At 69.3% G+C, this 17,274-nt stretch carries 20 protein-coding genes and 1 pseudogene; 16 read left to right on the top strand and 5 right to left on the bottom strand.

Annotation, left to right across the window (positions count from 1 at the left end; translation table 11 throughout):
• Position 1: 1 nt before the first annotated feature.
• The gene (locus AB0D29_RS14140) at positions 2-391 is read right to left on the bottom strand and encodes an ATP-binding protein (protein WP_362854160.1); all 390 of its coding nucleotides are present in this window, start codon (positions 389-391) and stop codon (positions 2-4) included.
• A gap of 420 nt (positions 392-811) precedes the next feature.
• On the opposite strand from AB0D29_RS14140, the gene AB0D29_RS14135 reads away from it, so the two are divergent.
• From AB0D29_RS14135 to AB0D29_RS14120, 4 genes are all read left to right on the top strand, one after another.
• Positions 812-1,411, top strand: a complete 600-nt coding sequence (locus AB0D29_RS14135; RefSeq protein WP_362854158.1) for a TetR/AcrR family transcriptional regulator — start codon at positions 812-814, stop codon at positions 1,409-1,411.
• Positions 1,412-1,518: 107 nt separating this feature from the next.
• Complete coding sequence (locus tag AB0D29_RS14130; protein WP_362854157.1) at positions 1,519-2,010, top strand: DUF2975 domain-containing protein; 492 nt, start codon at positions 1,519-1,521, stop codon at positions 2,008-2,010.
• Complete coding sequence (locus AB0D29_RS14125) at positions 2,010-2,231, top strand: helix-turn-helix transcriptional regulator (RefSeq protein WP_362854155.1); 222 nt, start codon at positions 2,010-2,012, stop codon at positions 2,229-2,231. The genes AB0D29_RS14130 and AB0D29_RS14125 overlap by 1 nt, the downstream gene beginning before the upstream one ends.
• Positions 2,232-2,362: 131 nt before the next feature.
• Complete coding sequence (locus AB0D29_RS14120; protein ID WP_362854154.1) at positions 2,363-3,838, top strand: amino acid permease; 1,476 nt, start codon at positions 2,363-2,365, stop codon at positions 3,836-3,838.
• Positions 3,839-3,869: 31 nt separating this feature from the next.
• Here AB0D29_RS14120 and AB0D29_RS14115 read toward each other — a convergent pair whose 3' ends face one another.
• Positions 3,870-5,006, bottom strand: coding sequence for a phospholipase D-like domain-containing protein (locus AB0D29_RS14115; RefSeq protein WP_362854404.1), 1,137 nt, complete (start codon positions 5,004-5,006; stop codon positions 3,870-3,872).
• Between the two features lie 614 nt (positions 5,007-5,620).
• Here AB0D29_RS14115 and AB0D29_RS14110 point away from each other — a divergent pair.
• The 6 genes and pseudogenes from AB0D29_RS14110 (at position 5,621) to AB0D29_RS14085 (ending at position 9,605) form a co-directional block, all read left to right on the top strand.
• On the top strand, positions 5,621-5,971 hold the full coding sequence (locus tag AB0D29_RS14110; protein WP_362854153.1) for a MerR family transcriptional regulator: 351 nt from the start codon (positions 5,621-5,623) through the stop codon (positions 5,969-5,971).
• 362 nt (positions 5,972-6,333) lie between these two features.
• The gene (locus AB0D29_RS14105; protein ID WP_030722003.1) at positions 6,334-6,537 is read left to right on the top strand and encodes a cold-shock protein; all 204 of its coding nucleotides are present in this window, start codon (positions 6,334-6,336) and stop codon (positions 6,535-6,537) included.
• Between the two features lie 294 nt (positions 6,538-6,831).
• Positions 6,832-7,095: pseudogene (locus AB0D29_RS14100) on the top strand (CBS domain-containing protein); the annotation flags it as partial.
• 73 nt (positions 7,096-7,168) lie between these two features.
• Positions 7,169-7,972, top strand: coding sequence for an alpha/beta hydrolase (locus AB0D29_RS14095; RefSeq protein ID WP_362854151.1), 804 nt, complete (start codon positions 7,169-7,171; stop codon positions 7,970-7,972).
• Entirely contained in the window at positions 7,972-9,258 is a 1,287-nt protein-coding gene (locus tag AB0D29_RS14090; RefSeq protein ID WP_362854149.1) for a SpoIIE family protein phosphatase, read from the top strand. The genes AB0D29_RS14095 and AB0D29_RS14090 overlap by 1 nt, the downstream gene beginning before the upstream one ends.
• Positions 9,255-9,605, top strand: coding sequence for an STAS domain-containing protein (locus AB0D29_RS14085; RefSeq protein WP_362854147.1), 351 nt, complete (start codon positions 9,255-9,257; stop codon positions 9,603-9,605). Before AB0D29_RS14090 ends, AB0D29_RS14085 begins: the two co-directional genes overlap by 4 nt.
• 60 nt (positions 9,606-9,665) lie before the next feature.
• Here the strand turns inward: AB0D29_RS14085 and AB0D29_RS14080 are convergent, their stop codons facing one another.
• Positions 9,666-10,034 (bottom strand): PRC-barrel domain containing protein, encoded by a 369-nt coding sequence (locus tag AB0D29_RS14080; RefSeq protein ID WP_362854145.1) that lies wholly within the window; start codon positions 10,032-10,034, stop codon positions 9,666-9,668.
• Between the two features lie 280 nt (positions 10,035-10,314).
• On the opposite strand from AB0D29_RS14080, the gene AB0D29_RS14075 reads away from it, so the two are divergent.
• On the top strand, positions 10,315-10,758 hold the full coding sequence (locus AB0D29_RS14075) for a hypothetical protein (RefSeq protein WP_362854143.1): 444 nt from the start codon (positions 10,315-10,317) through the stop codon (positions 10,756-10,758).
• Positions 10,759-10,778: 20 nt separating this feature from the next.
• Here the strand turns inward: AB0D29_RS14075 and AB0D29_RS14070 are convergent, their stop codons facing one another.
• Entirely contained in the window at positions 10,779-13,010 is a 2,232-nt protein-coding gene (locus AB0D29_RS14070) for a catalase (protein ID WP_362854142.1), read from the bottom strand.
• 352 nt (positions 13,011-13,362) lie between these two features.
• Here AB0D29_RS14070 and AB0D29_RS14065 point away from each other — a divergent pair, with 352 nt between their 5' ends.
• The 4 genes from AB0D29_RS14065 (at position 13,363) to AB0D29_RS14050 (ending at position 14,737) form a co-directional block, all read left to right on the top strand.
• A complete protein-coding gene (locus AB0D29_RS14065) occupies positions 13,363-13,776 on the top strand; it encodes a phage holin family protein (RefSeq protein ID WP_362854141.1) in 414 nt (137 codons plus the stop codon).
• Positions 13,773-14,153, top strand: a complete 381-nt coding sequence (locus AB0D29_RS14060) for a DUF3618 domain-containing protein (protein ID WP_362854140.1) — start codon at positions 13,773-13,775, stop codon at positions 14,151-14,153. The genes AB0D29_RS14065 and AB0D29_RS14060 overlap by 4 nt, the downstream gene beginning before the upstream one ends.
• Positions 14,150-14,416, top strand: a complete 267-nt coding sequence (locus tag AB0D29_RS14055) for a DUF4235 domain-containing protein (RefSeq protein ID WP_362854139.1) — start codon at positions 14,150-14,152, stop codon at positions 14,414-14,416. Before AB0D29_RS14060 ends, AB0D29_RS14055 begins: the two co-directional genes overlap by 4 nt.
• Before the next feature lie 90 nt (positions 14,417-14,506).
• Positions 14,507-14,737 (top strand): DUF6479 family protein, encoded by a 231-nt coding sequence (locus AB0D29_RS14050; protein ID WP_362854138.1) that lies wholly within the window; start codon positions 14,507-14,509, stop codon positions 14,735-14,737.
• A 70-nt stretch (positions 14,738-14,807) separates the two neighbouring features.
• Here AB0D29_RS14050 and AB0D29_RS14045 read toward each other — a convergent pair whose 3' ends face one another.
• Positions 14,808-16,562 carry a SpoIIE family protein phosphatase gene (locus AB0D29_RS14045; RefSeq protein WP_362854136.1) on the bottom strand — a complete coding sequence of 585 codons (1,755 nt, stop codon included), beginning with the start codon at positions 16,560-16,562 and terminating at the stop codon, positions 14,808-14,810.
• A gap of 315 nt (positions 16,563-16,877) precedes the next feature.
• Between AB0D29_RS14045 and AB0D29_RS14040 the strand changes: the two genes are divergently transcribed.
• A complete protein-coding gene (locus AB0D29_RS14040) occupies positions 16,878-17,267 on the top strand; it encodes a hypothetical protein (protein WP_362854135.1) in 390 nt (129 codons plus the stop codon).
• The last annotated feature ends 7 nt before the right edge of the window (positions 17,268-17,274 follow it).

The raw sequence follows: 17,274 nt of genomic DNA, 5'->3' as shown, positions 1-17,274 counted from the left end.
GTCACATCGGCGGCGCCGGGTACGCCCGGCCGTGCCCGGCGTGGGGGATGGCCAGCTCGAACCACGTCGTCTTGCCGGTGCTCGTGCGATCACTGCCCCAGTCCTGGGCCAGGGCGTCGACGAGTTCGATGCCGCGTCCGCTTTCGGCGTCGGTGCCGGCGGTGCGGGGGACGGGACAGACCGGGCTGGCGTCCTCCACCTCGCACCGCAGGAGGGAACCGTGCACGCGCAGATTGACCCGGACGGGGCCGTGGGCATGGCGCAGGGCATTGGTGATCAGTTCGCTGACCAGGAGCCGGTAGGTGTCGGTCACCTCGTGGAGTCCCCAGGACGACAGCTGGGCCGTGAGGACACGCCGCGCCTGACCGACCGAGGACGGTTCACGAGCCACGGGCCAGGACGTGTCCCACATGCCGGCACACACGGTCGAGCCCCTGTGCGGGGCGAGGGTCCGCGACCACAGTGCCATCTGCCGTGCGACCCAGGACGTGTGGCCGTGACCGTCCACGTACTGACCGCCGCACGCGGAGTCCGCCAGGAGATGAAACCCGCCCCGGCAGTCGTGCCGGCAGGCGCGAAGCCCGCCGGACCACTCGCCCCTGTGGGCTCCGCGGAGGCCGGCGTCCTGGGCGGCCATGATGATCACTCCGTTCGGTTGCTCGAGGAGGCCTTACGCCCCGTGGTGCCGACGTCGCCGGCCGTGTTCATGTAGCGCTCGCTACAACCACAAATATACATGTAATGGTTGCTACAGTAAATACCTCGCAAAAATGGGCAGATTCGGGCACTGGGTCAAAGGTGGGCGATTGACGTGGGGCGAGCGGCTGACCTGGGCAAACGGGAGGACTTGCTGCGTCGGGTCCGTGATTACGTGGTCCGCAACGGGCTGGCGGACCTGTCCCTCCGCCCACTCGCCAAGGCGCTGGGCACCAGCGACCGCATGCTCCTCTACTACTTCGGGAGCAAAGATCGGCTGGTCGCCGCGGCGCTCGCGCAGGACGAGGGGAGGCCGCTGGTGCTCATGCGGCAGGTGATCGACGTCGCAGGCGCACCCGCGGACGCTGCGGGCATGCGGCTCGTCATGGAAGGGCTCTGGGGTCGGTTCACGGCTCCGGAGCGTCGAGCCGTCCTCCCCGTCACCTTCGAGGTGATGACGGCCAGCGTGCTCAACCCCGACCGGTACGGACCGGTCATGCGCGACGTGCTCGCCGAGTGGAGGCGCCTGCTCACCCCCGCGTTCGCCGGTCTCGGAATGTCCGACGAAAGGGCCGGCGCCGAGGCCGCGCTCCTGGTTCACGCCACCCTGGGGCTGCTCCACGCGCCGCTCGCCGACGGCGACTGGGACCGGGCGACGGTGGCCTTCCGGCTGCTGCTCGACCGCCTCGAGCCCGCCTGGCGGGCCGACGGGTGACCCGGGGTGGTGGATCGAGGGCCGCGCCCGCCCGTACTCTGCGGGGCTCTTGCTTGACCTATCGAGATTCGATAGATTCCCATCGTAACTCGATGTGAGGATGGGTCATGGGAAAGCTGACAGTGGGTGCGCTGCGGGCCGTGCTCGTGGTGGTGCTCGCAGGCACCGTGTTCGTGCAGGCATTGATGCTGTGGGCGTTGGTCAGCGGGAACGACCCGGAGGACGGGTCGCTCCCGCTGACCCCGCTGCGCGTGGTCACCATGCTGGGCATGGTGTCGGTCCAGGTCGCCCTGGTCTGCGTATGGCGGCTGGTGACGATGGTGCGACGCGGAACGGTCTTCTCCCACGCCGCCTTCCGGTACGTGGACATCGTGATCGGCGCGATCGTGGCGGCCGCCCTCGTGTGGTTCACGGTCACGGCCATCAACGCGCCGGGCCAGCGGGAGGACCCGGGCGTCACCGTCATCATGGCCGGGGTCGGCGTGGCCATCCTGGGGGTCGCGCTCCTCGTGCTGCTGCTGCGGATGCTGCTCGCCCAGGCCGTCGCGCGCGACGTCGAAGCGTCGCAGATGCAGGCCGAGCTGGACGAGGTCATCTGATGCCGATCGCCGTAGACATCGACGTCATGCTGGCCAGGCGAAAGATGTCCGTGGGCGAGCTCGCGGACCGCGTGGGGATCACTCCCGCCAACCTGGCGGTACTGAAGAACGGCCGCGCCAAGGCGGTACGGTTCGCGACGCTCGCCGCGCTCTGCGAGGTGCTCGAGTGCCAGCCGGGCGACCTGCTGCGCTGGGAGGCCGAGGACGCCGCCGGCGCATGACGGGCCGGCATCCGTACGGCCCGTCACGTGAGTCGAACGGGACTCGGGTGTGGAAGATGGTGAAAATGGTGCACTGATCGGTCCCTGCCTGCCGTGTGCCCCGGGCACGCGGAGGGGCCCTGGAACGTGAGGTGGCCGCAGTGGTGGAGTCCTCGTCCGATCCCCGGGGCGATGCCGCGTCCGTCGAGGCCGGAGGCTACCGGCAGGAGCTGAAGCGGACGCTCGGCTCCTTCCAGGTGTTCGCGATCTCGTTCGCGTTCATCTCGGTGGCGGTCGGCATCTTCGCGACCTTCGACGAAGTGCTGGTGACCGCCGGGCCGGTCGGGATCTGGTTGTGGATCGTCGCGGCGGTAGGGCAGACCCTGGTGGCTTTGGTGGTCGCGCAGTTCGCGGCCCGCATTCCGCTCAGCGGTTCCTCCTACCAGTGGGCCTCGCGGCTGGCCAGCCCGAAGATCGGCTGGTGGTTCGGGTGGCTGACCTTCTGCTACCTGGCGATCGGCGTGGTGGCGGTCGACAACGCGCTCGCGAGCCAGGCGTTCATGCCGCTCGCCGGCATCGCACCGGACGAGGACACCGCGCGCCTGATCACACTCGTGGTCCTGCTCGTGCAGACCGTACTGGCCGTGGCCTCCACGCGCCTCGTCAGCCTGATCAACACCGTCGCGGTGGGGCTCGAACTGGCGCTCGTCGTGGTGGTGGCGATCGCGCTCGTCATCGCCGTCGCGGTCACGGGCGACGGCGCGGTCGGCAATCTCACCTCGCGCGGTGTCGTCGAGAACGCCCCCGACTACTTCGCGGTCGGCGGTGGTTTGATGCTTGCGATGATCATGGGACTCGCGACACTCGTCGGCTTCGACTCGGCGGCGAACCTGGCCGAGGAGGCCAAGGATCCGTTCCGCACCGTCCCGCGCGCGATCGTGGGATCGGTCGTGGCGGCCGGCGTCCTGGGGATGCTGTTCCTGATCACGCTCACCATCGCGATCGACGACATCCCGCGCATCAGCGCCAACGGCTCGCCGGTCGCGGCGATCATGCGGGACCACCTCGGTCCGGCGACGGAGAAGACCCTGCTGGCCGCGATCACCATCGCCTTCTTCGGCGCCGGGATCGTGGTGATGGTCGCGTGCTCGCGCCTCGTCTACGCCATGTCGCGCGACGGCCGCTTCCCCGCCCACCGGCTGATGCGGAGGGTGAACCCCCGCACGAGGACACCGATCCCCGCGACCATGCTGGTCTTCGTCCTGGGAATCGTCCTGATGCTGGCACTGCCCGGCGCCGCGCTACTGGAACTGGTGACGGCCTCGACCATCCTGCCCGCGGTCACCTACGGGTCGACGATCGTGCTCTACCTGGCGGTACGCGGACGCTTGAGCCGCCAAAAGGGAGCCTTCGACCTGGGGCGCTTCGAACTGCCCGTCGCTGTCTGTGCTCTGGTGTGGACGCTCGTCGCGCTGTTCGTGCTGGTGACCCCGAACGAGGCGTTCGTCTCCGTCGTGATCGTGGCGGGCCTCCTCCTCGTGGGCGGCCTGTTCTTCCTCGCGATGCTGAGGTTCGACCGCCAGGCCATGAAGACGGAGCCGGGCCAGGTGGACTCGTTCACCGGCTGACCCGGAAGCCTCCCTGACTTGCTTGCGGTGGTCACAAGAACCGGCGGATGGGGGTGACGGCGAGCTCCCGCAGCCGTTGCACCGCGGAGCGGTGGTTCCAGCGTGCCGGAACCACCTGCTCACTGGCCCGCAAGTCCTCGTCGAAGTGGCGGTCCAGGGTCGCGGTGAAGTCTTCGTCCAGGACCGCGATCATGACCTCTTCGTCGTGGTCCAGGGAGCGGCGGTTGAAATTGGTGGAACCGATGAGCGCCGCGACCTCATCGACCGTGATGATCTTGGCGTGCATCATCGTCGGCTGGTACTCGAATATCTTCACGCCGCTCGCCAGCAGGTCCGCGTAGAAGTTCTGACCGGCCAGCCGGCAGACGCGCTTGTCGGTGTGCGGGCCGGGCAGGAGGATCTCGACCTCGATGCCCCGGCGCGCTGCTGCGCAGAGCAGCTCGATGAAGTAGACGTCCGGGGCGAAGTAGGCGGTGGACAAGCGGAAGCGATGTTGGGCGGATTCGATGGCGACCCGGATCAGGGTCTGCATGTCCTGCCAGCCGATGCTGGCCGAGCCCCGGACCACCTGCACCACTGCGTCGCCCTGAGGCGCGTGGCCGGTGAAGCGGTCCCGGTCGTCGAAGAGGGTGTCGTGGCACTCGGCCCAGTTCTGGGCGAAAGCGGCGGCAATACCGTCCACGGCGGGGCCGCGCAGCCGGACGTGGGTGTCGCGCCACTCGTTCTCGTTGCGGGCGTCGCCGCACCATTCCTCGGCGATGCCGACCCCGCCGGTGAACGCCGTCTCTTCGTCGACGACGAGCACTTTGCGGTGGCAGCGGTGGTTCTGCTTGAGCGGGGAGAGGTAGAGGGGCTTGCGGAACCAGGCCACCTCGGCCCCGGCCTCCTCCATCAGGTCGAGCAGGTCCTGCTCGATGAGCCGGCTGCCGAAGCCGTCCAGCAGCAGCCGTACCCGGACGCCCGCGCGGGCCCGGTCCGCCAACGCCCGGGCGAACTGCCGGGCTATCTCGCCGCGCCAGTACACGAACGTCATCATGTCGACGGTGTGTTCGGCGGCGCGGATGCTGTCCAGCATCGCCGTGAAGATCTCGTCCCCGTTGCGCAGGGCGAGCAACGCGTTTCCTTCGGTGGCGGCGATGCCGATCAGCCGCTCGAGGCGGCGGCGCATCCGCTGTTTGCGCTCGGCCACCGACAGCACGGGGGCGCCGGTCGTCCCACCGTGCAGCTGTGTCCCGCTGGTTGCATTCGTCATGACTCCACCTGGCCGGTCGGGGACGTCGCCCCGTACGTCCGGCACCGCCGGGGCGAGCCGACTGTACACACCCGTCGCTGTTCGAAGCTGATTACCTCACCGTCGAACACGCGAAAATCTATGTTGGCCGAAGTAGACATTGGGTGGCGGCCTGGTTATGCTTTCTCTTGTAGCCCACGGAGACAGTAGGGCCCGGCAGAGATGAACTGCCGGGCGTGTTGCCTGTAGATGCAGTGAGCAGTGCCCAGCCTTGCTGGGTCAGTAGTTGATCGCCGAGGGAAGAGCGGAGGAGCGAGCGCCATCAGGATCGCCCGGGCGGAAGTCTGAGCCCGGGTACCGCAGGACATCGATAGTGAGGTGGTCTCCGGTCAAGCAGCTGCGATCCCCGCACCCCCGACATCGTTCAGGTCGGGCAGGCGGAAACAGAAGGCCGGCACGCAACTGGTGCCGGCGGATGGTGTAGAAGTTCCCTCGGGGCCCTGGTGCCGTACGGCACCAGGGCCCCTCCACGTGTTTCAGAGAGAGGTGCAATGACAGCAGAGAATCCGACAGGTCCGCTCGGCGGCCACCTGGACGACGACGACTACCCCGCGTACACCATGGGTCGTGCCGCAGAGATGCTCGGCACCACCCCGGGCTTCCTCCGTGCCATCGGCGAAGCGCGCCTGATCACGCCGCTCCGCTCCGAGGGCGGCCACCGCCGCTACTCCCGCTACCAGCTGCGCATCGCAGCCCGTGCCCGGGAACTCGTCGACCAGGGAACCCCCGTCGAGGCCGCCTGCCGCATCGTCATCCTCGAGGACCAGCTCGAGGAAGCCCAGCGGCTCAATGCCGAGTACCGCCGCGCCGCCGGGCCGTCCAGTCCGCCGACTGCGGTCTGAGGTGAGCGCGCCCGTCGGTCCCGGCGGGCCGCGCACTCGGGGCAATCCCTCCGTTCGGAAAAGCATTGCGCCCGGGCTGCCAATATCTGTCGCCGCGGTGTAAGGATTTAGCGGTCCGTGCGGAGAGGGTTTTTGGCGCGGCGGCCAGGGCGAATTGTTTTTCGTACGCAGGCCGCTACGGCATGCTAGTGTCGATCTCAGTTGCAGTTGTGGTTCCCAAAACTTCAAGCGCCTCCAGCGGGTCTCCGTACCCGACGGGAGTGCTTTGTATTTCCGGGTCATTTTCCGGGCGGGGCATCATCGCGGCGACACGGCGTCCGTGCAGTGCGGATGCTGGTGTACTGCCCCAAAGGAGATTTGACATGGCATCTGGCACCGTGAAGTGGTTCAACGCGGCAAAGGGTTTCGGCTTCATCGAGCAGGACGGTGGCGGCGCTGACGTGTTCGCCCACTTCTCGAACATCGCCGCCCAGGGCTTCCGCGAGCTGGCTGAAGGCCAGAAGGTCACCTTCGACATCGCGCAGGGCCAGAAGGGTCCGACGGCCGAGAACATCGTTCCCGCCTGACGCTGACGCGTATTTCGTAGCTGGGGCCCGCATCCTTCGGGGTGCGGGCCCCAGCTGCATGCAAGTCCCGCAGTGGGTCCGCCTGCGAATTCCCCCATTTCGGAGCCTGATCCCGTCGGCCCGCCCGTACTTCCTGCGGCCGGATTGGCTTTCGCATTCCATTCGGCCCGTTCTTGCGATTCCCCGCACCGGTCTTCTGGTGCCGGAATTCCACCAACGCGGCGGCGGCCTGAAGGCCACGTGATCAGGAAACCGACCCATCTCTGCAGGAGGCACGTTTTGACGCTGGTCCAGATGCAACCCCGCCCGGTGGTGGCCGATGCCTTGGAGGCCGCCGGGCCGCAGGTCTGTGACGACATGACCGTCGAAGTGGCCTTGTCCGTCATGGCCAGTGCCCGCGCGGGACATCTGCTGGTGTGCGACGAGGACGGCCTGTGCGCCGGGCTGGTAACCGCGGCTCAGCTCCTCGCCGTCCGTGACGGCGACGCGTACACGGACCGAGTCCGGCTGCGGGAGGTCCTCGGTGACCGCGGGCCGTTCACCTCGCCCCTCACCACCTAGGGACCACGCGAGCCCACCCCCGATGCGTTGGCAGCGCTGACGCTCCAGAACCAATGAACAGGATGACGGGATGGATATCCTCCGCAGGAACAACGTGAAGGTCAGCGGACCAGCCGGCAGCCCCGTGGTCATGCTGGCGCACGGGTTCGGCTGTGACCAGAACATGTGGGGTCTGGTGGCCCCGGCGCTGGCCGAGGAATTCCAAGTGGTCCTGTTCGACTACGTGGGGTCCGGCGCCTCCGATCAGTCCGCCTGGAGCGCCGAACGCTACGGTTCGCTGGACGGCTACGCCCACGACGTGGTCGAGGTGTGCGAAGCCCTGGACCTGCGGGACGTGGCCTTCGTCGGGCATTCGGTCAGCGCGATGATCGGGGTCCGCGCGGCGGCCACCGCCCCCAAGCGGTTTTCCTCCCTGGTCATGGTCGGCCCTTCCCCCTGCTACATCGACGACGACACCTACCGCGGCGGCTTCAGCGCCGAGGACATCGACGAACTGCTGGAGTCGCTCGAGTCCAACTACCTCGGCTGGTCGGCCGCGATGGCACCGGTGATCATGGCCAACCCCGAGCGCCCGGAACTGGGGGCGGAGCTGACCAACAGCTTCTGCGCCACCGATCCGGCCATCGCCCGCGTCTTCGCCCGCACCACGTTCCTCTCCGACAGCCGCGACGACCTGAAGTCGGTGGGCGTACCGACGCTGGTACTGGAATGCTCCCAGGACGTGATCGCGCCGCGCGAGGTCGGCAGCTACGTCCACGCGGCCATCCCCGGAAGCCGCCTGATCACCCTGGACGCAACGGGTCACTGCCCCCAGCTGAGCGCTCCCGAGGCCACCACGTCAGCCATCCGGGCCTTCCTGCGGGAGCAACGGTGATGGGCCGCACGGCACAGAACCCCGAGCGACCCGAGGGCGAGGAGTCCGCGACGAACGCGGTGTTCTCCTCCCTGCTGGAGGACACCGCCGAGGAACTCTACGAATCCGCCCCCTGCGGCTACCTGTCCACCCTGATGGACGGCACCATCGCCCGGATCAACGGAACGCTCCTGGACTGGCTCGGCCTCGCGCGCGAGGAGGTCGTGGGCCGTAGACGCTTCACCGACCTCCTCACGATCGGCGGCAAGCTCTACCACGAGACGCACTTCGCGCCGCTCCTGCGGATGCAGGGAAAGATCAGCGAGATAGCCCTGGAACTCAAGGCGGCGGGCGGCGGGCGCCTCCCGGTCCTGGTCACCTCCAGCGTGAAGACGAGCGGCGACGGCGAACCGACTCTGATCCGCACCACCGTCTTCGATGCCCGCCAGCGCCGCGCCTACGAAGGCGAACTGCTCCGCGAGCGTCAGGTGGCGGAGGAAGCCCGCCGGCAGGCCGAAGCAGACCGGGAGCGACTGCGTGAAGCACTCGCGGTGCTCCAGCAGAGCCTGCTCTCCGCCGACCTGCCCGCGGTGCCCGGAATGGCAGCGGCCTCGTATTACCACACCGCCTCCGTCGACCGGCTCGGCGGAGACTTCTACGACCTGTTCCCGCTGGACGGCAAGCGCTGGGCGTTCTTCCTCGGCGATGTCTGCGGCAAAGGCCCCCAGGCTGCCGCGGTGACCTCCCTGACCCGCTACACACTGCGCGCCGCGGCCCTCCACGACTGCGACCCCATAGCGGCGCTGACCACCTTGAACACCGTGCTGCACGAGCGGTTCAACAGCGGGGACCCGCGCTACTGCACCGCGATCTTCGGCATTCTGGAACCCGACACCACCGCCGGAACGGTGACGGTGCAGCTGGCGTCCGGCGGCCATCCCCCCGCACTCGTCGTGCGTGCCGACGGCCGGGCCGACTACCTCCCCACCCCCGGCGGCCTCCTCATCGGCATCCTGCCCGACCCCCGTTTCACCCCTGCCGAGACCACGCTCGGCCCGGGCGACACCCTCCTCCTCTACACCGACGGCCTCACCGAAGCCCGCGTCGGTACGAACCGCGCACTCTACGGCGACGAGGCCCTGCGCACTTTCACCGCCGGCCTCGCCCCCGCGGGGGCACAAGAGCTGATCACCGCCCTCACCGGTCTCCTCGACGGCTTCGGTGAAGGCCTGGACGACGACACGGCTCTGCTCGCCCTCGGCGTGCCACATCCCGTACCCGCCGCGCGGGAGCACGGTCTGACATGAGATCCCTGACGATCACCACCCGAGACGCCGCCACCGGCCCCGTACTGGAAATCGACGGCGACCTCGACTACGACCAGGCCCACCGGCTTCGACAGGCCGTGACGGCCCTCATCCTGGAACCAGGACAACGGGTCGTCCTGGACCTCTCCCGCATACGGTTCTGCGACTCCAGCGGTATCACCGCCCTCCTCGTCGCCCGCAACCACGCCGTCGCCGCCCAGGCCGAGATCGTTCTGGCGGCCGTCCCCGACAACACGATCCGCATCCTGCGCATCGTCGGCCTCGATCGGGTCTTCACCATCCACCCCGACCTCGACACGGCCACGGCACCTCGACCGACCGCATGACGACGCCGGTCCCGGCACCCAGGAAGGGGCCGGGACCGGCGTCGTCATGCGGGAACGGGATCAGGCGGGGCGGCCGCCGAAGGGGGCGCCGGTGCCGTAGTAGGTGCCCAGCTCCTCGCGGTAGCCGGTGTCTCCGAGATGCTTGTCCCGGTGGAACTCGGGGGCGTTCTTGATCTGTTCCTTGGTGCGGTCGACGAAGATCTTTTTGTCCTCCGGGTCGACCTTGACGACCGTGCTCGCCGGCAGCAGGACCTCCTTGCCGAAGATCCATACGCCGGTGTCCACGACCAGATAGGCGTCACCGACCTCGTCGGAGTGCTTGTCGACCTTGCCGATGCTCCCGTCGGTCGCCTCGACCTTGTAGCCGGTCAGGTCCGTACCGGCCAGGTGGCCCGACGTCGACTTGTAACTCCACACATGTTCAGTCACGCGAAAACAACTCCTCGGTCAACGGGGGACGACGGGGAAGTGTTTCTCCGCCCATCCCCCTTGTTCCGTACGTCGTGCGTGGCGGGTCGTGCGGTCCGCCTGGAATTCGCTTGCCCGGCTTTCACCGCTTCACGCACCCGGACTCGTATGCGGGGGACCGGGACGGCTATCGCCACGTACCTCAGAGGCGTCGGCCGGGCCGACACGTCCGGGGCGGCCGCCCTGCTCCGTACGGCTCAATCGACCGCTCGGCGGGGCCCCGTCAGGGCAGAAGATCACCATGGACAGCAATCGTGAGATGGACCCGCAGCACCAAGTGCCTGACGGTGTCGGCGAGCAGACCCTGCGTGCCCTGGGCGCGCTGTCGAAGGCACTGGAGACCACGGAGCGGGCCCGCGGCCACCTCTACGGGTTCCACCAGCTGACCGGGACCGCGGACTTCGAGCTCGGCGACGCGGTCCGCCTCCTGCGCGAGGCGGGCCACGAGGAGCAGGCCGCACGGGTCGAGCGCGACATCGTGGGCCGCAACGTGATCCCGGGCCACTGGACGTTCCAGATCATCGAGGCCTACAACTCCACTTACCACGAGCCCTTCGCCGCGATGGAACGCGACATCGTCGACGAGCTGGCCGGCGGGCGTGAGCACCTCTTGGAGGCCCGCCTCAAAACGCTCCGTCGCACCCACGGCCATCCGGACCACACCGCCACGCCGCCCGCCTCCTGAGACGAAGGCCCGCACCCGGATCAGAGGGCGGCGGGGAACCGGTCCCAGGCCCGGTGCTCGGCCAGCGCCGTCGTGAGTGCGTCCACGACCGCGCTGCTGCTGTCGGCGACGGCGATGCCCGGTTCGTCTGCCGTGACGCCGGCGGATTCGAGGAGCTGCTCCGCGCCGTTCCAGCCGCCGATGGCCTTGCCGTGCCGGTACGCCTCGGTGACGAGCAGCAGTACGCGCGGGTCGGGAGCCATGGGCGGCTGGGCCGTGCCGGCCTTGGCGTCGCGGGCACCGTACGCGTCCGCGCCGGCCTGGGGCACTCCGGCCAGCAGGACGGCATCGAACTCGACGGAGCGGGCGGTGGCGAAGGTCCGCTGAACGGCGATCGGGTCACCCTCGGCGTCGAGGGTGCCACCGGTCGGGGCGACGACGAGGGGCACCATGCCGGCGTCCAGGACGGCCTGGCGGGCGGTTCGTACGCTGTCCGGGTCGGCCGAGGCGTCGGCGACGATGCCGATCACACGCCCGTCGGTCGGCCAGGTCCCGCCCACCTGGGAGAGGGCGGGGCTGGGGTCGGCTGCGACGAGCGGCACGGTGGCCGCGGGGACCGGCAGCCCGAGACCAGTGGCGACCTGCTCGCACAGCTGCGGGTCGATGTTGGCCAGGACCTTCAGGGTGCGTTCCTTGACGGCCTGCTCGTAGCACTTGCCCAGTTCGAAGGTGTAGGCGGCGATGATGTGTTCGCGCTCGGGCGGCGTCATGCTCAGCCAGAAGAGGCGCGGCTGGGTGAAGTGGTCCGAGAACGAGGCGGGCGCTTCACGGACCTTGCTCGCCTCGGGGACCGTGACGGGTGTCTCGATGAAGGCGGCCGTGTCGGCTCCGGCGAGGAACGGGCATCCTCCGTCGAGGCTGTTGGGCCGGTAGGGGGCGACGCCCGTGTGGACGGCGCTCTGGTGCATGCCGTCGCGCAGCATGTCGTTGACGGGGGCGTGCGGCCTGTTGATGGGGATCTGGCCGAAGTTGGGGCCGCCGAGCCGGCTGATCTGCGTATCGAGGTAGGAGAAGAGGCGACCGGCGAGCAGCGGGTCGTCGGTGACGTCGATGCCGGGAACGAGGTGGCCGGGGTGGAAGGCGACCTGCTCGGTCTCGGCGAAGTAGTTCTTCGTGTTCGCGTTCAGGGTCATCAGCCCGATGGGCTGGACCGGCGCGCGCTCCTCCGGCACGATCTTGGTGGGATCCAGGAGGTCGATGCCCTCGAAGGTCTGGTCGCCGGTGTCGGGGAAGACCTGGATGCCCAGCTCCCACTGCGGGAACGCGCCGGCCTCGATGGCGTCGAAGAGGTCCCGGCGGTGGAAGTCGGGGTCCATCCCGCAGATCATCTGTGCCTCCTCCCAGACGAGGGAGTGCACGCCGAGCTTCGGCTTCCAGTGGAACTTCACGAGCACGCTCTCGTCGGCCGCGTTGACCAGGCGGAAGGTGTGGACCCCGAAGCCCTCCATCATCCGCAGCGACCTCGGGATGCCGCGGTCGGACATGTTCCAGAGGGTGTGGTGGGTGGCTTCGGTGTGCAGGGAAACGAAGTCCCAGAACGTGTCGTGCGCGCTTTGTGCCTGCGGGATCTCGCGGTCCGGATGCGGCTTGCCGGCATGGATCACATCGGGAAACTTGACCGCGTCCTGGATGAAGAAGACAGGGATGTTGTTGCCGACCAGGTCGAAGGTGCCCTCGTCGGTGTAGAACTTCGTCGCGAAACCACGTGTGTCGCGCACGGTGTCGGCCGAACCGCGCGAGCCGAGGACCGTGGAGAACCGCACGAACACGGGCGTCTCCACGTCCTTGGCGAGGAACGCGGCCTTGGACACCTCTCCGGCCGTTCCGTAGCCCTGGAAGACGCCGTGCGCGGCGGCGCCCCGCGCGTGGACGACCCGCTCCGGGATCCGCTCGTGGTCGAAGTGGGTGATCTTCTCGCGCAGATGGTGGTCCTGGAGCAGGACCGGACCACGTGCTCCCGCCTTCAGCGAGTGATCGGTGTCCGGCAGCCGCGTGCCTTGGGCCGTCGTCAGGTACGCGCCGCTCTGCGCCACGCGCGCCTGCTCCACCCCCGTCGCCCGGCCGGTCGGACCCACCGTCTCGGGTCCCTCCTGGTCGGGCTTCGGGGGAAGGGGTTCCCTGGGCTCCGTCGGCTCGATCAGTGGCGGAGACTCGGGGCCCGGCTTACCCGGCAGCTCGTTCTTGGCGGTGTCGGCTGATCGTCGCTTCGTCATGATCCATCTCCTTGGGGGCTGGCAGACATCCGATCGCCGCAGGTCAGCCGGCGGGTACGGCGCGGCTTGAGGCGGGCGGGGGAGGGGGACAGGGGCGGGCGAGCACGACAGCGCGGAGCGCGGTGTGATCGTTGGAGTCCATGGTGTCCGGCTACCCGCACACCCCTCATTGATGTCGCAAGCGATGCGATTCATCCCCATTGGCTCCCTCGCGCCGGTGCGGAAGCCGCGGAAGCGCGTCCGTGGACCGAGCCGGCTGCGCGGAAGGATCTGTTCGTGGCACGGGTGCTCGTTCGTTTACCGGGTAGGCGCCACGACAACAGCGTGCGCATCGCAAAGGGGGACACTCCGCATGAGCACGATAGAGCGGCAAACGCACGGCACCGATGAATCCGTGAGCGTGCTGGTCTCGCGCGCCTCCCAGCAGATTTCGGAGCTGGTCCGCGAGGAGATGCAGCTGGCCCGAGCGGAAATGACTCAGAAGGGAAAGCGCTTCGGAAAGGGCGGCGGTTTCTTCGGCGCGGCGGGTCTGGCCGGGCTCTTGGCAGCCCAGGCCCTGGTCGCGACCTGCATCGTGGCCCTCGCGTTGGTCCTCCCGGTGTGGGCGGCGGCCCTGATCGTCACCGCGGTGCTGGCAGTGATCGCCGCAGTGACCGCCCTGGCCGGGAAGAAACGGATCGCAGAGGCCGGCGCCCCCGTCCCGCAGCAGACCATCGACAGCGTCAAGGCCGACCTGGCCGAGATCAGGGAGAGAGCGCACCGATGACCAACGAGCCCCGAACCACTATCGGCACGCCCGCGCCCACGCCCGACGAGCTGCGCGAGCAGGTAGAGCGCACCCGCGACGAACTCGGGCAGACCATCGAGGCACTGGCGGGGAAAGCCGACATCAAAGCACAAGCGAAAGGAAAGGCGGCCGCCGTCAAGCAACAGGCCGCCGAGAAGACCGCGGTGGTCTCCGACCAGATCCGTGCGAAGGCCCTGCACGTGGCCCAGGTGGTGAACGACACGGCGCCCGAGCAGGTTCTGGACAAGGCGGGCCGGGCCGCGAGCGTGGCGCGCGCCAACCGCACGCCGCTGCTCGTGGCCGGCGCCGCGCTGGTCGTCCTCCTGTTGGTGCGGCGCAGCCGTCGAAGCCGATGAAAGCGTCGAAGGCCGCGTACAAGCCGGTGGGTCTGGCCCTGGGGGCTGTCAGCGGCATGATCGCGGGGGCGGCGTTCAGGCAGGTCTGGAAGATCGTCGAAGGTGAAGGCGACGCTCCCAGCGCGACGGACGAGGACCGCACCTGGAAGCAGATCCTGATCGCCGCTGCCATCCAGGGCGCGATCTTCGCCGTGGTCAAGGCCGCGGTCGACCGCTCGGGCGCCGTGGCCACCCGGCGCGTGACGGGCACCTGGCCGGGCTGACCGCCCGCGAGGCGGGCCCCTTCCCGCGCCGACCTGCGGTAGGCCGGTGGGGAATCCCGTAAGCCCGCCGATTCCGGGTAGGCGCGAGCCATGATTCCTACCGAAATTCTCGCGGCCGAAGGCCAAGGAGCGTTTTTCCTCATGTTCGCCGGCGTGGTGGTGGTCGTCCTTTTGGTCGGCGCGTTCTGGTACGGCAGCCGGCGCGCCGCGCGGCGCCAGGCGCCGGCCCGGCCGGCCGAGCAGAATCCCGTGGTGCGGGGGCGCGAGGACTCGTGGCAGACGCCGGACGGCAACGCCGACGACCAGGAGCCCCGCGTGTGAGCCGGACCGGTGTCCGGCCCCGCACCCGGCGACGGCCGGCACCTGCCCCGGCTGTCCCCGGGCCGCGCCGTCAGGGGACGCGCAGCGCCAGCACGACGACGTCGTCCCCGGGAGCCGGGTCCGCCGGCCTGCCGATCCGGTCGAGCAGTTCGTCCAGCGGACGGTCGCCGTGGCGTGCGAGCAGGGCGACGAGCCGGGCGATGGCGGAATCGATGTCGTGGCCGCGGCGTTCGATGAGCCCGTCGGTGTAGAACAACAGCGTTGAGCCGGGGGGAAGGTCGCGCCGGGCCTCGGTGCGGTGGAACGGCCCGAGGCCCCCGTGGAGGAGGATGTCGTGCTCCACCAGGATGGTCACCCGGCCGTCGGGAGTACGGAGCAGCGGCGGCGGGTGGCCGGCGTTGGACCAGGTCAGCGTCCAGCCGGGACCGCCGTCGGTGAGGTCGAGGCGGGCGTGCACCAGCGTGCCGCTGGCGTCGATCGGCAGGATCGAGCACGCCGCGTCGAGGGCGGTCAGCGCAGTGGCGGGGCTGTACGGGGGGTGGTCGAGCGTGGCCTGCCGCAGCATGCTGCGGATCTGGCCCATGACCGTCGCGGCGTGCATGTCGTGGCCGGTGATGTCGCCCACCGTGACCATGAGTGCTCCGGGCTCCCCGGAGGGGGCGGGTGGCAGGCTGTAGGCGTCGTACCAGTCCCCACCGATCATTTCGCCGTCCGCAGCCGGCTGGTACAGGGCGCTGATCTCGACGGGGTCGGTGAGGGGGAGATCGGTGAGCATGGCTTCCTGGAGCTGCCGGGCCACGGAGATGCGTTCGTCGAGGTACAGGGCGCGTTCCACCGCCTGCGCGATGTAACCGGACGCGGCGGTGAGCGTGGCCCGCTCGGTCACGCCCACTTCGTGCGGCTTGGCCCAGCAGATCGCGAGGACGCCCAGCAGGGCGTGGCTGCCCCAGAGCGGCAGGCAGAAGACCGTGGCGAAGCCCATGCGGTCGAAGAAGCCGACCGCCTCGGGGCTGTAGTCGGCGACGAGCGCCTCGCGGTCGGGCACGAAGACCGCCCGCCGTTCCCGCATGGCCCGGGTGCTCGGGAACGCCGCGTCCACGGGCAGGGTGAGGACCTCGAGTTCGAGCGAATGCGCGATGTCCGGGTCGGGAACCCGGTGGAGTTCGTCTTTGTCGGCGACCAGCAGGCCGACGTACGAGGGCTTCCCGGCGCCGACGAAAAGGTCCCGCAGCCGTCGTCGGACGTCTTCCAGCCCGGATGTCTGGGCCAGCTCCTCCGATGCCCTCAGCAGCAGCTCGGCGTGGTCCAGTCCGGCCTGGGCCTCCTGCTCCAGCCGCTGCGCGTCGCTCCGGGCCCGATCGGCGCCGGCCCGCGCGGTCTCCAGCACCTTCCGTACGGAACGGCCCTGAGCCGACAGGATGCGCAGGCACAGCTCGGCGGAGCAGGCCGCGGCCAGATCCTCCAGGTCGGTCGGCTCGCCGTCACTCCACGTCCGTGGCTCGTGATCGATGGCGCACAGGGCGCCCAGGACCAGCCCTTCGGTGTCGGTCAGCGGCATTGCCGCGTAAGCGACGACGCCGAGATCCGCGAGGGCCGGGCTCGTACGGAGCCGGTCGTCGGCGCGGGCGTCGGGCACGACCAGGGGCTGCCCGGACGCCACCACGTACCGGCAGAGGGAATGCGACAGCGGCAGCGCACGGCTTCCCGCCCAGGGCTCCGGCAGACCGAACAGGCCGGGCAGAACCTGCCGGTCCTCCTCGACCAGCGAAACGAAGGCCACAGGCACGCGGAGCAGTCGTGAAACCAGCCGGGCGAACCGGTCCATCCCGGCATCGGAAGCCGCCGAAAGACCGGCCAGCCTCAGGGCGCGCCGCTGTGAGCTGCCCGGGTCCGTTCCGGATTCCCGGCCCTGTTCCGGCATCTGCCCTCCGGTCGCGCTGTCCCGAAGCCCTCAACGGCATCGTAGGCCAGTGGGAGGCCCCTTCGCCTGGACTACCCCGACTCGGCCCCCCACCGGAGAAACGCACGGGCCCTGCGGCGCCGACACGACCGCTCGTACGAACGGTGGGACGATGGCAGAACCAGCGGTAGAGGCGCTTGCACCAGTGCGCCCATCCCGAGACAGACAGCAGGCCAAGCCATGACCAAGCAGCCGAAGCCGTCCCAGCCCGCCCACGGCAAGGGTCCGAGTCGCCACGAGGGCACCAAGCAGCACGGCTGGTCGCCGGATGTGGACGAGACCCGTCAGCAGGACAACCCGAGCGCCCACCGTTCCTTCCATCCGGACAAGTACGCCCCTGACAAGGGGAGCGGCCGGACGGTCTCCAAGGAAGAGGCCGGAAACCCCCACGGCGAACCGGTGCGGAGCAGGGGCACACGCGGGGAGGACCAGAGCAAGGGCTCTGGGGAGAAGGGCATGCACGACCTGGGCCCCAGGGGCCGCTCGCAGCGTCCCAGCGGAACCAAGGACGCTTCCGCCTCGACGGGCGTGGACCCCCAGGACCCGCCCGGCAAGCGGAGCGCCGGGTAGCTCGGCG

The sequence above is a fragment of the Streptomyces sp. NPDC048424 genome (assembly GCF_040651555.1).
In the GTDB taxonomy this organism is placed as follows: Bacteria; Actinomycetota; Actinomycetes; order Streptomycetales; family Streptomycetaceae; genus Streptomyces.
This window is presented reverse-complemented; position numbering and strand designations above follow the sequence as displayed.

Excerpts from the sequence above, each read along its gene's own strand:
- AB0D29_RS14130 (WP_362854157.1), top strand. The coding sequence starts at position 1,519 with ATGGGAAAGCTGACAGTGGGTGCGCTGCGGGCCGTGCTCGTGGTGGTG.
- AB0D29_RS14125 (WP_362854155.1), top strand. The coding sequence starts at position 2,010 with ATGCCGATCGCCGTAGACATCGACGTCATGCTGGCCAGGCGAAAGATG.
- AB0D29_RS14115 (WP_362854404.1), bottom strand. The coding sequence starts at position 5,006 with ATGCGCCGCCGCCTCGAGCGGCTGATCGGCATCGCCGCCACCGAAGGA.
- AB0D29_RS14110 (WP_362854153.1), top strand. The coding sequence starts at position 5,621 with ATGACAGCAGAGAATCCGACAGGTCCGCTCGGCGGCCACCTGGACGAC.
- AB0D29_RS14105 (WP_030722003.1), top strand. The coding sequence starts at position 6,334 with ATGGCATCTGGCACCGTGAAGTGGTTCAACGCGGCAAAGGGTTTCGGC.
- AB0D29_RS14095 (WP_362854151.1), top strand. The coding sequence starts at position 7,169 with ATGGATATCCTCCGCAGGAACAACGTGAAGGTCAGCGGACCAGCCGGC.
- AB0D29_RS14090 (WP_362854149.1), top strand. The coding sequence starts at position 7,972 with ATGGGCCGCACGGCACAGAACCCCGAGCGACCCGAGGGCGAGGAGTCC.
- AB0D29_RS14085 (WP_362854147.1), top strand. The coding sequence starts at position 9,255 with ATGAGATCCCTGACGATCACCACCCGAGACGCCGCCACCGGCCCCGTA.
- AB0D29_RS14075 (WP_362854143.1), top strand. The coding sequence starts at position 10,315 with ATGGACAGCAATCGTGAGATGGACCCGCAGCACCAAGTGCCTGACGGT.
- AB0D29_RS14070 (WP_362854142.1), bottom strand. The coding sequence starts at position 13,010 with ATGACGAAGCGACGATCAGCCGACACCGCCAAGAACGAGCTGCCGGGT.
- AB0D29_RS14065 (WP_362854141.1), top strand. The coding sequence starts at position 13,363 with ATGAGCACGATAGAGCGGCAAACGCACGGCACCGATGAATCCGTGAGC.
- AB0D29_RS14060 (WP_362854140.1), top strand. The coding sequence starts at position 13,773 with ATGACCAACGAGCCCCGAACCACTATCGGCACGCCCGCGCCCACGCCC.
- AB0D29_RS14055 (WP_362854139.1), top strand. The coding sequence starts at position 14,150 with ATGAAAGCGTCGAAGGCCGCGTACAAGCCGGTGGGTCTGGCCCTGGGG.
- AB0D29_RS14050 (WP_362854138.1), top strand. The coding sequence starts at position 14,507 with ATGATTCCTACCGAAATTCTCGCGGCCGAAGGCCAAGGAGCGTTTTTC.
- AB0D29_RS14045 (WP_362854136.1), bottom strand. The coding sequence starts at position 16,562 with ATGGACCGGTTCGCCCGGCTGGTTTCACGACTGCTCCGCGTGCCTGTG.
- AB0D29_RS14040 (WP_362854135.1), top strand. The coding sequence starts at position 16,878 with ATGACCAAGCAGCCGAAGCCGTCCCAGCCCGCCCACGGCAAGGGTCCG.